At 41.4% G+C, this 16,730-nt stretch carries 11 protein-coding genes; 1 reads left to right on the top strand and 10 read right to left on the bottom strand.

Going from position 1 to position 16,730, the window contains the following annotated elements; genetic code table 11:
- Positions 1-22: 22 nt before the first annotated feature.
- From FDP09_RS22465 to FDP09_RS22445, 4 genes are all read right to left on the bottom strand, one after another.
- Complete coding sequence (locus FDP09_RS22465; RefSeq protein WP_137404704.1) at positions 23-2,419, bottom strand: heavy metal translocating P-type ATPase; 2,397 nt, start codon at positions 2,417-2,419, stop codon at positions 23-25.
- Positions 2,420-2,502: 83 nt separating this feature from the next.
- Positions 2,503-2,859, bottom strand: coding sequence for a heavy-metal-associated domain-containing protein (locus tag FDP09_RS22460; protein WP_244940520.1), 357 nt, complete (start codon positions 2,857-2,859; stop codon positions 2,503-2,505).
- 447 nt (positions 2,860-3,306) lie between these two features.
- Entirely contained in the window at positions 3,307-3,573 is a 267-nt protein-coding gene (locus FDP09_RS22450) for a thioredoxin family protein (RefSeq protein WP_137404702.1), read from the bottom strand.
- Between the two features lie 132 nt (positions 3,574-3,705).
- Positions 3,706-4,077 carry a metal-sensitive transcriptional regulator gene (locus FDP09_RS22445; RefSeq protein ID WP_014773317.1) on the bottom strand — a complete coding sequence of 124 codons (372 nt, stop codon included), beginning with the start codon at positions 4,075-4,077 and terminating at the stop codon, positions 3,706-3,708.
- 533 nt (positions 4,078-4,610) lie between these two features.
- On the opposite strand from FDP09_RS22445, the gene FDP09_RS22440 reads away from it, so the two are divergent.
- Positions 4,611-5,810 (top strand): IS256 family transposase, encoded by a 1,200-nt coding sequence (locus FDP09_RS22440; protein ID WP_137404701.1) that lies wholly within the window; start codon positions 4,611-4,613, stop codon positions 5,808-5,810.
- Positions 5,811-6,037: 227 nt separating this feature from the next.
- Here FDP09_RS22440 and FDP09_RS22435 read toward each other — a convergent pair whose 3' ends face one another.
- From FDP09_RS22435 to FDP09_RS22410, 6 genes are all read right to left on the bottom strand, one after another.
- Entirely contained in the window at positions 6,038-6,835 is a 798-nt protein-coding gene (locus FDP09_RS22435) for a cation transporter (protein ID WP_137404700.1), read from the bottom strand.
- Between the two features lie 215 nt (positions 6,836-7,050).
- Entirely contained in the window at positions 7,051-8,241 is a 1,191-nt protein-coding gene (locus FDP09_RS22430; protein WP_137404699.1) for an efflux RND transporter periplasmic adaptor subunit, read from the bottom strand.
- 11 nt (positions 8,242-8,252) lie between these two features.
- Positions 8,253-12,599 (bottom strand): CusA/CzcA family heavy metal efflux RND transporter, encoded by a 4,347-nt coding sequence (locus tag FDP09_RS22425; protein WP_137404698.1) that lies wholly within the window; start codon positions 12,597-12,599, stop codon positions 8,253-8,255.
- Between the two features lie 570 nt (positions 12,600-13,169).
- The gene (locus tag FDP09_RS22420) at positions 13,170-13,580 is read right to left on the bottom strand and encodes a Fur family transcriptional regulator (RefSeq protein ID WP_137404697.1); all 411 of its coding nucleotides are present in this window, start codon (positions 13,578-13,580) and stop codon (positions 13,170-13,172) included.
- Positions 13,580-15,571: a Piwi domain-containing protein gene (locus tag FDP09_RS22415; protein ID WP_187328752.1), complete on the bottom strand. Its 1,992-nt coding sequence runs from the start codon at positions 15,569-15,571 to the stop codon at positions 13,580-13,582. Before FDP09_RS22415 ends, FDP09_RS22420 begins: the two co-directional genes overlap by 1 nt.
- Before the next feature lie 114 nt (positions 15,572-15,685).
- Positions 15,686-16,729: a virulence RhuM family protein gene (locus FDP09_RS22410; RefSeq protein WP_137404695.1), complete on the bottom strand. Its 1,044-nt coding sequence runs from the start codon at positions 16,727-16,729 to the stop codon at positions 15,686-15,688.
- Position 16,730: the final 1 nt, after the last annotated feature.

Genomic DNA, 16,730 nt, shown 5'->3' with positions numbered 1-16,730 from the left:
AAAGGTTAATTTTAATCCACTATTAAACTTCTACGGCAGTAAAACCTGCATTACCGATAGCATCCTTCATCTCCTGCTGCTGTAGTTTTCCGGATTCATAGCGTACATACACCTGTTTTTGAAGTACTTTTGGCTTAACCTCTTGTATACCCGGCAAACCTTTGAGGGCTGATGTTATTGTTTCTGCACAACCCTCACAGACCATATTCGGAATTTTAAATGTTATCTCTGCAACTGAAGCAGCATGCTCTTCCTTTGAAGTTTCAAGTTTCAAGGTTCTAATCCTTAATGTATTTAGCAGAATTGCAAAAATACTTAAGATCATAATAATGATAGCAAACATAGGAGTGATAAACCCAAAAGCGGCCAATCCCATACCAACAATATTAAATAAAACAGCTACAATCACATTGCCTGTCATTATTCTATAACTTGCCTTGCCAAGAATAAGTGCATTCAGAACATCCATCAATTTATCACCAATAAGAATCACTCCTGCAGATTCTATGGCAACATCCGTACCTGCTCCAATGGCAATCCCTACATCTGATTGTGCCAGTGCCGGAGCATCATTAATACCATCTCCTACCATAGCTACTTTTTGCCCATTTCTTTGTAAAGCTTCAATAGCCGACACTTTATCGCCAGGAAGGAGTTCTGCCTGCACCTGATCTATACCCAACTGTTTACCAATGGCTTCTGCTACCGGACGGGAATCGCCTGTTAACATTACAGATTTTATATTGCGCTGATTTAATTTTGTGATTACTTCTTTGGCACCCTTACGTGGTGTGTCTTGAAGTGCTATTAAGCCAATCACTTCATTTTGCCTGCTGAGTACAACAACAGTTTTTCCATCTTTTCCAAGGCTGTTTATTTTATCCTTTACAATATCTGAGAGGTTAATATTATTTTCTTCAATAAATGAAGGTTTGCCAATCAATACCTCTTTATCTTTAACGGAGGCTATTATTCCTTTACCCGGAACAGCACGAAAACTTTGTGTTTTAAATTTTCCAGCTCCTTCCCGTTGGGCAAAAAAAGTAATGGCCTGTCCTAAAGGATGTTCGGACTGGCTTTCAACAGTGGCGGCCAGAGTAAGAACTTCTACATACGATGCATTAAAGGCTTCCACATCTGTAACGGTAGGCCTGCCATAGGTGAGTGTACCGGTTTTATCAAAAACTATAGTATCTATTTTGGAGAGCCCATAAAATACTTCACTTGCTTTTACCAAGAGCCCAATGGATATACCTTTCCCGCCTGCAATAGCTGCCAACATAGGAGTGGTTATGCCCAAAGCGCAAGGGTAACCCATGATTATCGTGGTGAGCAAAACCAGAGTGGCTGCTGTGAAATCTCCTGTTAGAAGTGCCCAGCCTGCAAAGGCCATCCCTGCCACTATAAAAACAACTGGACCATAATAATTCATCAAGCGATCAGCCAAAAGTTCAATAGGAGGCTTACGTTCTGATATTTGGCTCATAAGCCGGACAATCTGGTTAAGAAAACTATCCTGCCCTATTTTTGTCACCCGAACCTGGAGGGCACCATCTAAATTCAGCGTACCGCCAATAACAGAGGAGCCATTCTCTTTTGTAACGGGAGAGGATTCTCCCGTAAAGCTGGATTCATCTACACTGGCAATCCCTTCCACTACTTCTCCGTCAAGTGGTAGACGTTCTCCAGGGCGAATTTCCACCATTTCTCCGACAGAAACATCTTTGGTTAACACTTCAATATACTGCCCGCCCCGAATTACTCTTGTTTTTGGTGGTTGAAGAGAAAGGAGCTTTCGAACAGCTTCTGATGCTTTCTTACGGGTGTCCAGTTTAAAATAGGCAAAGAAAAGGTGCAATGACATTAGCCAGGATGCAACGGGCAGGAAGTTTGGCCAGGCAGGATAAAAGAGAGAAAGCGTGCCAATAATAAACGAACCCCATGCTCCGGCCGATAGTAACACGTTGGCATTAATCACCCGCTGACGAATAGCCATCAGTGTCTTACGCAAAATAGGGTACCCGACCCATAAAAGTACTACTGTTGCCACTGCGAAACTGAACCAGATCGTGTAAATAGCTGGCAAGCCAAATATATTCAACGGGTCCACCAAAAGGACAATGACAGAAAGGATCATACCGATGGTTCCTCTTTGCTTTACCAGTTGAAAGACATCTTCATCCGTTTTGTATTGCTGCACTTCTGTGGCCGACACACTATAGCCCAATTTCTCAACTGCCTGCGCAAGTTCTTCGCGGCTCATTCGTGCCGTATCTGCCTCCACCAGCACAATGCCATGAACGAGATTTACGAGTACGTTATTCACCGCCGGATATCTTTTTAAAGCTTTCTCCACACTCATTGTACAAAATGAGCACATCAGCCCGGAAACTTTCATTTGAACTGTTTCAGTTGCCATTTTTTTGTTATTAATAGTTTAGGACTTAACCTATATAAGGAAGAGCTTTATACAACTACGATTATAGCAGGAATACCAGCCATTTATTTACTATCTTCTTTTGTTTTTACTTTGAAGCCTCTTTTTTCAATAAGGGCTATTACCTGCTTTTCTGAAATTTTACTTTTATCATAATGGATTTCAGATGAACTGGAATCAAACATCGTTTTGCTTTTAATAATGCCATCCTGCTGCCTGAGCATATTATCAATGCCATTGGCGCATCCTTCCTGGCAACTCATTCCTTCCACTGTTAATTGAAGGACCTCTGTTTTAGCTTCTGTATTTTCCATTTTTGGTGAATTTTGTTTCTCCTGTGACTGTGCTCTTACTTCAAAATTTATCAGCAGTATGCCGAAGCCGAAACATATTAGGAGGACAGCCTTTGATTTTTTTATCATGGAATTCATAGTTTTGTTTTGTAAAACCTTTTTATCGGCTTAAGCAGCCATTTTTTTACATGTTTCCGCACATTGGCGGCATTTTTCTGCACATTGCTTGCAGGCCTCGCTATCGAATTTATCACATTCATCTGCGCAAGCATTGCATAGTTCGGCACAAATAGCACAAACGCGGCTTGAATAGTCTGACTGTGATGCCATCATTTGGACACAGGCCGCACAAAGTGTAGTGCAATCCAGGCAAAGCTGATGGCACTTCTTCATGTCTGGTTCGCCCAAATGTTTGTCAAGGCAAATACGGGCAGCGGTGATACATTCATTACAGTTGTCAATACACGCTTGTAATTCTGAATTTAAAGATTTCATAGCAAGTATTTTTTAATGATTATCCCCACCTGGTATGGCAGGAGGGAATTTATTTAAACAAGCCATACCTCGCATGGTATTCTATTTACCAATCCCTGCTGCAACCAAACTTTCTTTCGTAGGGGCACTGATTTGGCAGCAATCCAGCAATTTTCCGTTCACGGCTATTGCGGGCAATCTCTTTACACCATATTCTTCTACTTTGCTCAGGCAGGTTTTGTCTTCGCATTGTTTCACTAAATCGTAAGTGGTAACTTCACAGTTATCACAAACCAAGTCATTTACCATTTGAACGACAGGATCGCAAACAGGACAATTGGCAGTAAATATTTCTATTTGGCGTTTCATAATATTCCTTCTTTTATTGTTTATTAAATTGTTTAGGTTCTTATCCGGAAAAGAACAATTCAAAAGTAGGGGTGGGACGGGGGTGGTCTCCAAAAGAAAATTGAAGATTTTTTGTAGGAACGTATGAGCGGGTTAAGAACTCTGCTCATTGCGAGCATCAATACGCTTCTTGAGTTCTGCTATCTCCTTCATCTTTTCGGTGAGATCGTCCATTTCCAGGTTAGGAAACTGCTTTCTGATGAATTCAATCCGGTCTTCGTTACCACAATTTCCGGGACAAGCGTCCATTGTCTCAACAATTTTTATAGCCAGGGCCTTTCTATATGCCTCGTCAAGCAGTAAAAAGTGGGATTTGTCCAAAGCCTTCTGAATGGCTTTAAATTGTGTTAGTATCTTTTCAGGGTCTTTATCCTCTTCCAGCATGGCTATCAATCCACGGGTTTGGCCTTCAATGCTCTTGAGCCTGGTGATAATGTCCTTTGTTAAGTCTTTCGGTAGGTTCATTTCATTCTTTTTGTTTATACGTTACAAATTTACCTCCAAAGCAGGGTGGTAGGCAAACATTAATATCTTGTCCAGTTTCATAATTTTCATCGGGGCCTGCGTTGGAAACGGCAAGTGTGGCACGGTATGGAATGTAGCGTAGCGGAATGGAATAACGGGCTACTCTTGCTGTGCGGTGCTGGAAGTGGGTGAATGAAGAGAGTGAGGCACGAACGAACGGAATGAACCTACTGGAAGCACATGGGTGCAGGGAGGGTTATGGAAAATCTAATACGCAAATTTCAAAATCCTGACTGCTCCTCGCATTACGAAGGCGAAAACAATACCACCAATGGCAAAAGGGTGGAGAGGTAAAATGGGAGTATCTCATAAACTGTGTAAGTCCACAAATCGGGCTTACCAGTAAAAGGATAGACCTCGAAAATATCAGTGTGATTGGTACAATCGCACTGATATTTTGAGGAGCCTGCGGCAGGCACTATACCGATCAGTGTGTGAATAAATGTTTAACTTTAAACGCACATTGATTGAAGATGAAAAAAGAAGACCTTTTAAACGACGATTTCCTAAAGCAGTTCAAGAACGGAGAAGAACTGCAAACTTTTTTAGGTGAGCTCCAAAAGCGGGCAGTGGAAAAGATGCTAGAAGGAGAACTGGACAGCCATCTTGGATACCGAAAAAACGAACAGTCAGACAATCCCAACTCACGCAACGGACACACTTCCAAAAAGATAAAGAGCAGTTTTGGGGAGTCACATATCAATGTCCCCAGGGACAGGGACGGCAGTTTTGAGCCGGCACTGGTACCCAAAAGGAAAAGCATGGCAGAAGGTGTGGAGAACGTGATCATCTCCATGTATGCCAAAGGGATGTCCAACCATGACATAGGAGAACAGATCAGAGAGCTCTATGACATCAACGTATCGGCATCTACCATATCCAGGGTTACCGATGCGGTGTCCGAGGATATTGTGGCCTGGCGGAATCGTCCGCTCGACCCGGTCTATCTGATCGTATGGATGGACGGGATATCCTTCAAGGTACGGGAGAACTCCAAGGTGGTCAACAAGACCGTTTACATTGCGGTAGGGCTAAAGACCAACGGATTAAAAGAGGTCCTGGGGCTCTGGCTGGGAAAAAACGAATCAGCGGCCTTTTGGATGGGCGTACTCACCGATATGAAGGCACGGGGTGTCGAGGACATCCTGATCACGGCCACCGATAACCTTAACGGCTTTACCGATACGATCAAGGCCTCCTTCCCCGAATCGGTCACCCAGATATGTGTAGTACACCAGATCAGGAACGCCTGTAGATATGTGGTATGGAAAGACAAAAAGGCCTTCACCAAGGATATGAAAGAGGTCTATACCGCTCCAAATAAGGAAGCTGCCGGGGCCGCCCTGGAAGATTTTGCCGAAAAATGGGAAAGCAAATACTCATATGCCATTAAAAGCTGGAGAGACAACTGGGATGAACTGACCGTTTTCTTTGACTATCCCGTGGAAATAAGGAAGATCATTTATACCACCAACCTGATAGAAAACCTCAATGGAAAGGTCAGAAAATACACCAAAAACAAGCTGTCCTTCCCAACTGATGAGGCAGTTATCAAATCGGTATTCCTTGCCCTGCGCGAAGCCACCAAAAAATGGACAATGCCGATCAGGGACTGGGGAATAATCCTTAATAGTTTTCTGCTTATATTTGGAAAAAGGGTCAGGCTAAACTAAACCTGACCCCACTAATTGAAATTTTAGTTTACACACTTTTTGGGATAGTGTCGGTAAAATCAAATTAGACTTTAGCCCTGCTATTGCTCGGTATTTTTTTATTTTCAGAAAGGAAGGAAATTTTTTAATTCAATTTTTTGGGGTTGGAAATAAGCACACTCTTTATGCAGCTTTGGTTCGTGGGTAGAATTGAGTGGCTGCAAAATGGGTGTGCTTATGAGGGTTGGCTATTTAGCAAGTTGTAATATTCTGTATGCTCCCCTTGCTACAATGATAAATACAATTGCTCCTATGATTAAGTCAGGATAGGATGAATTGAGCCAATTCACTAAAAGTCCTGCTGTTATTACTCCTGTGTTAATGATTACATCATTTGAAGTAAAAATCATACTTGCTTGCATATGTGCTTCTTTGCTCTTGCCTTTTTGCAGCAAAAACAAGCAAATTACATTCGCAATCAAAGCGAAAATTGAAACGATAATCATTGTCTGAAAGTCAGGCATTTTTTCTATGCCGATAAACCGTCTGACTACTTCCGTAAATCCGATAAGAGCAAGAACGATTTGAAAATACCCTGCAAACTTTGCAATGTTCTTTTTTCTTGCAACTGTTCCACCCACTGCAAGTAAGGCAAGTCCGTAAACGATACCATCTGCAAGCATATCCAAACTGTCGGCTACCAAACCCATTGAATTGGTAATGAAACCTGTTATTATTTCAATGACGAAAAAAGAAATGTTGATAATTAAAACTGTCCAAAGCATTTTTCTTTCCTTTTTATTGGTTTGGATTATATTGACAGGTTCATCTGTTTCTGTATTGGAAACAAGTTCTGATCCAAGATTTAATTCTCTCAGGAGATTATTAATCTCGTTGCTTTCTCCGGTATGAACAATCGTTAATTTTCTATTGGGTATGTCGAAATCAAGATTTTTAATCTCATTCCTGCCATCCAGTTTCATTCGAATTAGCTGTTCTTCGGAAGCGCAGTCCATTTTAGATATTTTAAAAATAGTTTTAAACATGTCTTACAAACGTTTAATTGTCAATAGTTATAGTTTATTCTATATTTTCCCGGTATTTACACTTACCAATTAAATGAATACACAGGAATTGCATTTGTAACCTGCACTTTGATATTACTTTTAGTTTGTTCTAGTATTTGTGCCATCTTAATTGAAGTATCTTGATTATTCTTTCTTTTGATTTTTACTTTAATGTTGTACTACCTTTTAAGCTATCAGTCGTCATCTCCTGTTTCCCCCTTCTTCATTTCGGAAATCAGGTAATAGGCATTGTTCATAGCAAACAATGCCCCGTCCGGAATTTCCTGAAGGAACTTCACTGCTATCCACCCATTGTTTGAGACGCCTGTTACTACTTCTATTGGGGTAAACATCCAGTGCCCGCTTTCGCCTTCTGTTTCCCGTTCGGCCAGGAAAGCGAGGAATTGATCCCCTTCACGTATGATTGCACTTTCAGGCAGCGCATACGTTTCCGCGCTGTCAGTTAGTACCTGACCTTTGATATACATGCCGGGTATTAGATTCCCGCTCTTGTTTTCAATCTCTGCATGTACGTGTACCGCCTTGGGATCTTGCTCAAATTTTTTGCCTACGGAGTATATCTCAGCGTACAGTTCTTTTCCCGGTAAAGTCTCTACGGTAAACCTTACCCGTTGACCTTCTTTTACCTTGTGCACATCTTTTTCAAAGATCATAAGGTCTGCATGGATGTGGTCAATGTTTACAATTTCAAAAAGAACTTTTTCAGGCTGTACAAACTGACCCGTTTTAACTTCTACGCTTACTATTGAACCAGCAATTGGGCTTATTACCGGCACCTGGTCATAAAAATTGCCTTCCTTGATGCGGACAGGATTCATCCCGAACTGGCGCAATTGGGATTCCAGGCTTTTTACCATTCCCTGGGTGGAGCGATAGTCGGCCTGTGTTTGTTGAAAAGCTTTGCCTGAGCCCACTTCTTCTTCATAAAGCCTTTTCTGTCGCTGATAATCCTGCTCCAGGAATTGGAGGTTGTTCCAGGCTTCCAAATAATCGCCTTGCAAGCGGGTGAGGTTTGGATGCGTGAGATAAGCCAATACCTGCCCTTTCTTTACCTCATCTCCCTCGATCACTTTTATGGAAGAAACATTGGCCCCGATAATGGCCGTTACGGTAGCTTCATTTTGAGGCGGCACTTCCAGTTGGCCATTGGCCTGCACTATTGAGGAGAGATTTTTAAGTGGCAGTGTGTCTACCTTCATATCCAGCGCTTCAAATTGCTCAGCGGACAGTTCTACAATTTCACTACCTTCTTCGTGTTCGTGATGGGCGGCTTCTTTTTCACCTGATTCTTCTTTTCCACCACAGGCCACCGTGAAAGCAACTGCAGCGAGGACTATTATAAATTGCGTTATATTAAATTTCATTTTTATGCTTTTTATTTGTTAGATGTATTGAGATAGTACTCCAATTGAAACTTTGATTCCAGGTATTGATTCAGGGCTTCCTGTGCCTTTACTTCTACCTGAACTGCTTCCTTCAGATTTTGAATAAAAGAGACATAATCAATCGCCCCTTCTTTGTAAGCCAGAACAGCTCCCTGCCTTTGCTCACGGGCCAGTGGCAAGGCTTCATCTTCATAAAAACGCCAGGAGGCCAGCCATTTCCAATATTGCTGTAGCAGCGATTGGTATCCTGCCTGCAACTCAAACTGTGTCTGTCGGTATTCCTGCTCTGCGATCTGCTGTTGGATTTTAGCAGATTGTAGCCTGCCTTGTTGTGGTAAAAAGAACAAAGGAATGGAAACACCAATCTGGAACTGATAAAATCCGGATTGCATTTCTACCTCCTGAGCTCCATACTGAGCGTTTAACTTTGGCAGGAGACCTGCCGCAGCAGCCTTTCTTTCCGCATCCGCCACCTTGATCTGTTGTGATGCTATTTGAAGAATGGGATGGGTACTTATCGAATCATTTAACAGGAGAGGCATAGTTAAAGACTCTTGTCCGGAAGAGGTAACAGTGTATAAGGTATCACTCACCAGCCAAAGGTTAAGCTTGCCCACAGCAGTGATGTAATCATATTCCATCTGTTCTTTTTGCAGGGTTACCTGTTTCACCTGATTGCTTGCTGCCAAATAAGCGAGCCTGGAGGTTTCTTCCACTTCATAGCGGATCTGCGCTGCCTTTTGAAATTCCTGGTAAACCGAATCTAATTGATTATATAGTTCCAGGTTCTTTCTTGCAATGTAAGCTGCAGCGTAAGCTTGTTTTACCTGTTGCATTAGCTCAAGTTCACTGAGGTTCAAAGCTGCTTCCGCTAAAACCACTTTTTGCTTTTGTACCTTTAACTTGGGAGCTATACTAAAAATATCTATGTTCTGCTGCTGTATACCAATGGTGGTATAAACTCCCTGGCCGCTTTTTCCGATCTCTTCGCCAGCAGTAAATATCTGTGTGTTGCCTAAGTTCCAAGCTGTTTTTTTAAGGGTCTCCTGCTGCTCTATCTTCAATCTTGCGGACTTTATTTTTGGATAATTGGCTATGGCCTTATTTACCGCTTCTTCCATTGTAATAGCAGGCAGGCTATCTGTTTGCTGTGCATGTGATGGCGTTGAAGCAAAAGCACAGAGGCCAAATACAATAATAGCAACCGCACCTTTACCAAACGATGGACGGAAAGACCGGGTTTCTGTCCACCGGTACAGAATTGGCAAAACAAAAAGCGTAAGTAAAGTTGCCGTTATCATTCCTCCTATAACAACTGTTGCCAGCGGGCGTTGTACTTCAGCACCTGCAGAAGTGGAAATGGCCATTGGTAAAAAACCAAGTACATCTGTTAATGCAGTCAGCAAAATAGGCCTAATCCTTCGCCTGGCGCCCTGCCTAATCCGCTCGTTTAAGTCAGTTACCCCTTCTTCTTTAAGTTCATTCCATCCACTAATCAATACCAATCCATTAAGAACAGCTACCCCAAAAAGTACAATAAACCCAATCCCTGCCGATATACTGAAAGGCATGTCCCTGAGCCAAAGTGAAAATACACCACCAATGGCTGCTAAGGGAATGGCCATGTAGATCATGGTCGTTTGCATAAAAGAGCGCAATGCGAAAAAGATCAGGATGAAGATCAATGCCAAAGCAATAGGTACTACAACCTTCAAGCGGGCGGTTGCCCTTTCAAGGTTTTCGAAAGCCCCTCCATACCTGATGTAATATCCTGCAGGCAGCTCTAACTGATTGTTTAGCTTTTGCTGAATTTCCTGTACCAATGACTTTACGTCCCTGCCACGTACGTTTACTCCCACATAAATCCTCCTGTTCGTATTGTCCCGGCTGATCTGCATTGGACCGGGTTCATAGCTGATATTGGCTACTTCTCTTAAAGGTATTTGTGTGCCATCAGGTGTGTTAATGTATAGGTTCTTGAGATCATCTATATTGGTACGATGTGCCGAATCCAGGCGTACCACCAGATCAAAACGTTTTTCACCTTCAAAGATAACTCCGGCTTTGCCGCCCGCAAAAGCAGTTTGGATTAGGTTGTTGATATAATTTATATTCATTCCATACTGCGCAAGTTCGTCTCTTTCATACTTAATTGTTATCTGTGGGAGACCGGTTGTCGCCTCCACACGCATGTCCCCGATGCCCTGAGTTCCTTCTATTATTTCAGAAACTTCCTGTGCTTTTTCTGCCAGTATATTTATGTCCTCCCCATACAATTTAATGGCTACATCTTCCCGGACGCCTTCGAGCAATTCATTAAAGCGCATTTCTATGGGCTGTGTAAATTCAAAATTTACACCAGGAATCAGGCTGACCTTTTCCTTCATTTTTTCAACAAGCTCCTCTTTTGAACTAGCAGAGCTCCATTCATCTTCAGGTTTAAGAATCACAAAAACATCTGCAAAGTCAAAAGGCATGGGGTCGGTTGGGACTTCTGCAACTCCAATTCGGCTCACGATTTTTTCTACCTCCGGGAAATTGGATTTTACGATCCGCTCTATTTTGGTAGTAGTTTCGATAGTTTCTGAAAGGGAACTGCCGGGTTTAAGGATAGCATGAAAAGCAATATCCCCTTCATCGAGCTGTGGGATGAACTCACCACCCATTCGGGTAAAAGTAAAAATAGCCAGGGCAAAAAGGACTACCGAAGAGCCGATGATAATTGCGGTTCTTTTTAGGACACCACCCAGTGCTTTTTCATATTTATCTTCCAGCCAAATAACAATCTTATCGCCCCATGATTTTTTCTCTTTTTGGGGGACTCGAATAAAAAGACTGGAAATCATAGGCACATAAGTAAGGCAAAGGATCATGGCACCCATCATGGCAAACATGAATGTGAAAGCCATGGGTTTAAACATTTTACCTTCTACACCTTCCAGAAAGAGTATGGGTATGAAAACAATGAGAATGATGAGTTGGCCGAAAAAGGCAGCATTCATCATTTTGCTTGAAGCTGTGTAAGTAGTCTCGTCACGCTCTTTGGCGTTGATCTCCTTTCCCTTTCGCATCCGCTGATATAGGAAGAAAACCGTGCCCTCTACAATGATCACCGCTCCATCGACTATTATACCAAAGTCAATTGCCCCAAGGCTCATCAGATTGGCCCATACGTCAAAAACATTCATAAGAATGAAGGCAAAGAGCAAGGACAATGGAATAGTTGAAGCCACAATCAATCCACCACGCCAGTTGCCAAGCAGGAAAACCAACACAAATATTACAATCAGCGCTCCTTCAATAAGGTTAGTGGCTACTGTACCAGTTGTCTCAGAAATTAACTCGCTTCTGTCAAGGATCGGTTCTATAACAACCCCTTCAGGTAATGACTGCTGAATTTGTGTCATTCGCTCCTTTACATTTTCAACCACTTCATTGGAATTTGCACCTTTGAGCATCATTACAAGGCCTCCAGCCACTTCTCCTTCTCCGTCCTGTGTTAGTGCACCATATCGAACGGCTGATCCATACTGGACTTTAGCCACATCCTTAATTTGAATGGGAATACCATCTACCGTCTTTACAACAATTTTTTCAATATCCGAGAGGCTTCGGGCTAATCCCTCTCCACGGATAAAATTGGCTTGGTGGTTTTTCTCAATATAGGCTCCGCCTGTATTCTCATTATTGAGCTCCAACGCTTCAAATATGTCTGTAATCGTTAAGTCAATGGCTTTAAGTTCATCGGGATTGACCGCCACTTCATATTGCTTTATAGTCCCTCCTATGGCATTAACCTCTATTACTCCGGGCACCATTGCCATCTGTCTTTGTACAATCCAATCTTGCATGGTGCGCAGGTCGCTAATGCTGTATTTGTCCTTAAAGGCGGAATCAACTTTTAAGGTATATTGATATACTTCTCCTAAACCGGTAGTAATGGGGCCCATAGAGGTTTCCCCGAATCCTTCGGGTATTTCTTCTTTTACTTCAGTGAGTTTTTCACTCACCAGCTGTCGCGGCAAATAGGTTCCCATGTCGTCTTCAAAGACAATGGTCACTACTGAAAGGCCGAACCTGGATACGGATCTAATTTCTATGACCCCAGGCAGATTAGATACGGCCACTTCTATTGGGTAAGTAACAAACTGTTCTATATCCTCGGTACCCAAATTGGGTGCTTGTGTGATAACCTGTACCTGGTTATTGGTAATGTCAGGCACGGCATCAAGCGGTACCTGGGTCATGCTCCATATTCCTCCAGCAATGAGGGCAATGGTAAGCATGCCTATAATTAGCTTATTCTTTATTGAGAATGATATTATCTGATTGATCATATTTTACTTTTTATCAGGCTTTTTGAATGAAAAAGCTTCAATGCTTTTAATATCGGTAAATGTTAGTTGAATGAATGACCTGACCTTCTGTGATATATAATAAGGTTTGAGATCAATGATTATTGATATTGTAGTTCGATAACCAATAGCTGTTAAACCATATCGGTTAATAGCCTATGGTTAAAGCATATCAATAACTTGTTAAGAAATTTTTGGGGGATGCCAGATAGAATGAATTAAGTCAAAAGAAATGCCCTCCCTGTAAGTTTCTGGCAACTTTATGTTATTAACTAGAACCGGATTGCTAACCATTCTGCTGCTGGTAATAGAAATGAGGTATCTATGGCCACATTGGCAACCGCAAAGGAGGGGGCAAGTTTCGTCCCCTTCAGTTTCATTATCTTCTTGATCTGAATTTATCTCAATATTAGTTGTCCAATTTGAAACATTACAATGAACACCTACTATGGGAGTAATTGATAAAATCAAGATAATTACAACTAATATGCAGGTAAATAATTTCATCAGCCGCAAACCTACCCAAAAGGGAGTGCAACCGGGTTGCAAAGGTTAACGATTGCACTTATCACACAGACCTTTGATTACCATATTAGCTTGTTCCATTTTGAAATTTTTTGGAAGGTTCACAGTCTGAATAGGATAATCCAAAAGGCAGTAGGTAAGATTGCATGATGTGCAATAAAAGTGATAGTGGAGATCTTCCGGGTCACAATTACAACCTTCAACACATACTGCATATTTTGTCATGCCGGAACCATCTTCGATACTATGGATTACTTTATGTTCTTCAAAGGTTTTTAACGTACGAAATATGGAGCTTCTATCGGTTTGAATTAGTGATTCTTCTATTTCTTTAAGTGATTGTGCCTGGTTCTGCTCCAACAGATGGCGCAATACTACAACTCTCACCGCTGTGGGCTTTACCTTCTTTATTCGAAATATTTCTTCCACTCTATCCATTATAAGAACCAAAGATTGTTTTTACCGTAATCAGGAATCTCGTTGCCTTCAAAGTAGGGGAGCATTTCTGCCACCATTTCAGGGTACTTGATTGTTACGGGCAAATTTTGTTGTCTTACTGATTTCCAGTACATGCGACTGAATTGATACACTTGATCGATAAGCTCTTTGACTGTTTTGTAATCATCCACCAATTCAGGATTGGAGCAATTAATTTTGAGCTTTACCGGAAATGAAAATCCATCATTGAAATTGAACTCTGATGCTGAATACCTGGTATTGTTGAATAGTAAAAATCTGTTGTAACCCAATTTGATGAATGTTCCACTTACAGGCATCAAATCTTTCCAGTCCAAATCAAAGGCAACAATATCGGATGATTCCGTTTTGTTGATGGTGACGATAAAGACCGGAATGTTCAATTCTAATTCTTTTAGGCCGTTCTCAATCGGTTCTACTTCTTCTCTACTCATGTCTTTGTAGAAGTGAATTACAAGCCTTCGGATTCCTGTATTTACATTCACATAGTCTTTAACCGCTCTTAGGATTGAACCTGCCAACTCTTTTGTTTGGTCTTTCTGAAAACATTCAAAGCGGTTGAATTTCCCTGTATTGGAGAAACTGAATGCGCTACCGATATATTGAATGTCAACTTCTGTGTGCTTGAATGCTCCAACTCCAACAATCAATTCATTCTTCAGCTTTGTGTCCAACCTCCACGGAGTGCCATTGAGCTTTGCGAGAATGGCAATCGCTATGTTTGGCAAGCTGAAATGATACTTGTCATTGGAAATCACTTTTTCGGGGTCTATTACTTGAGATGAAACTCCTTTTTTTAACAGAAGCTCTTTCAGCTTGTAGTAAACAAGTCTGCGGGACTTATCAGGAATGTTTTTGCTAATAGGGCTAATATAGATTGCTAGGTATTGTGTGTCTGTGTCAAAATCTTTATTAATGATTTGTTCATATATATCTGACCAGGGATCATCTCTTTTTTTGAAATAAATTGCAAGGTCTTTATCTGGGTGGTATGGTGTATGAATGAACTTTGATAGCCCTCTAAAGCCGTTGAGTTTGCCATTAAAGTAGTTGTGAATCTTTGTTGCTACCTCTTTATCATCCTCATGGAGAATAAAGAAGAAATGAATCTTAGATGATGGGCTTAACTCGAAAGGGCCATTTTCAGTAATGCCATAATACGGTACGTGATGAAGCTTTTGGTTTCCAAATACGAGTTTGTTGCTGGACTTTTCTATTGAGCCGATGCGGACTTCATCTACTGGAATAAACCCTTTAGATGAAAGCGGAATGATAGTTTTGAACTCGTCAGTATTAAGCTGCTCCCTGTAGAATTTATCAATGGCCGTTTTGAACTTCTTGTATTTGTTCGTCTTGTCCGGTGCTTCTGTCTCCTGATGCAAAGCATCCCTGATTTCAAAATTCCAAACAGGATAAACCTTGTCGTAATTTCTTTTTCCATCATCCGGCAATTCATCAAAGCGGTATAACCCTTTTTCATATACTACCCAATTGAATGCCCTTACTGGTACTTCTTCAAATAATTCTGAGACAGGTGTTTTGAAAATCTTTGACTTGCCTTCAAATGTGACCAACAATTCAAGGCTGCTGGAAACTGTCCTGAACTGCACTTTTAAAGAAAAACGGTCAAACGTTTTGTATATCCCCTCCTTGTCTTGTGTATCGCTTGGCAACCAAACTTCTGTATCGCTTACAAAATTAGGTTTGACCAAACAGCCCTTAGTTTTGAAATGGTTATGGATTAATGAATTGTAGTAGCGTTTGAGAATAGATGAAGACAATGCGGAATTGGAAACCGGAACGGTTTTCTCAATTCCTTCTTCGGTAGTGATTTTCTCAAAGGTTGGTGTAGTTGGCTTAGTGACCGGAATGAATCCTTCTTTTACTTGGCAAAACGATGTGTAGTAATGCTCCTGCTCTCCATACTTATCAATGACCTCATCAGGAACCAATGATTTATGGATTCGTGTGGTTCCTTCTTGCTCCTTCTCGGAAAAATAGAAGGTGAGCGATTCGCTCGGGTGATTGAATGTTAGTATGTTGAAACAGTGTTTAGGCATTTTACATCATTTTTTGTTTTTTCCCTTTTTAGTAATTCGCTTTACTTCCTTATCAAAGTCGGATTCAAAATTCTTGTCCTGAACTACTCTGAATTTATTATATTCCTTTTCAGCTAATTGCTTGGCAATAGTGGCTGAAATTTTACCTGCGTCTTTTAATACATTATACTCATTGAATTGAAGGAATGCATCTAAACGAGCTACCCAATCAGCCATCTTCATCGGAACCTGCCTTTCAGCCTGTAGCTCGGCAAAGTCGAGGTACATGGTCACAATCCGGTTGAGTTCACGGAGTTCCTTTTCTTTGAGGTAGTTTTTAGCTACCGAAACATCTGTTTTTAGGATTTTACCTTGTGGTGCATTTTTCCATGTAGTTAAACCCATAAAAGGTTTAGCTGCATTGGCTCTTTCTTTGATAATTTCGGCTGCTGTATGGCCAGTAATAGCCCAATGGAGTTTGTTTTGTACAGTTTTGTAAAAAGTCTGTGTTATCTCAGCTTTGGGATCATAGTCTATGCTGCATTGCGCATAGATGTCGGTTATTTTCTGGTAGAAGCGTCTTTCACTGGCTCGTATCTCTCTGATACGTTCCAGTAATTCATCAAAGTAATCTTTGCCAAAGAGTGCAGAACCTTGCTTTAGGCGTTGGTCGTCCATAGCAAAGCCTTTGATAATGTATTCCCGCAATACTTTAGTAGCCCAGATACGGAACTGTGTACCCCGTTGCGATTTGACCCGATAGCCAACTGAAATAATAACGTCCAGATTGTAATACTTAACCGTATTTTCCTGAGTTTTACCTTCAATGGCACCATGAGGACTGGTAGTTCGGAAATCCCGAACAACCACTTCTTCGTTTAATTCCCCTTCTTCAAATACATTTTTGATATGCTCTGATATGGTGGACTTTGCTTTTTCAAACAACTCTTGCATACCCTTTTGGGTGAGCCATACTGTTTCATCATGCAGCAATACATCTACCTTAATATCTCCACTTTGGGAGACATAGAGTAGAAATTCGCTTTGATTTGGTGTAAGACTGTTTTCCATA

This window comes from Echinicola rosea (assembly GCF_005281475.1).
GTDB lineage: Bacteria > Bacteroidota > Bacteroidia > Cytophagales > Cyclobacteriaceae > Echinicola > Echinicola rosea.
Note: the sequence above shows the minus strand (reverse complement) of the source record. Positions and strands in the feature narration are given on the sequence as shown.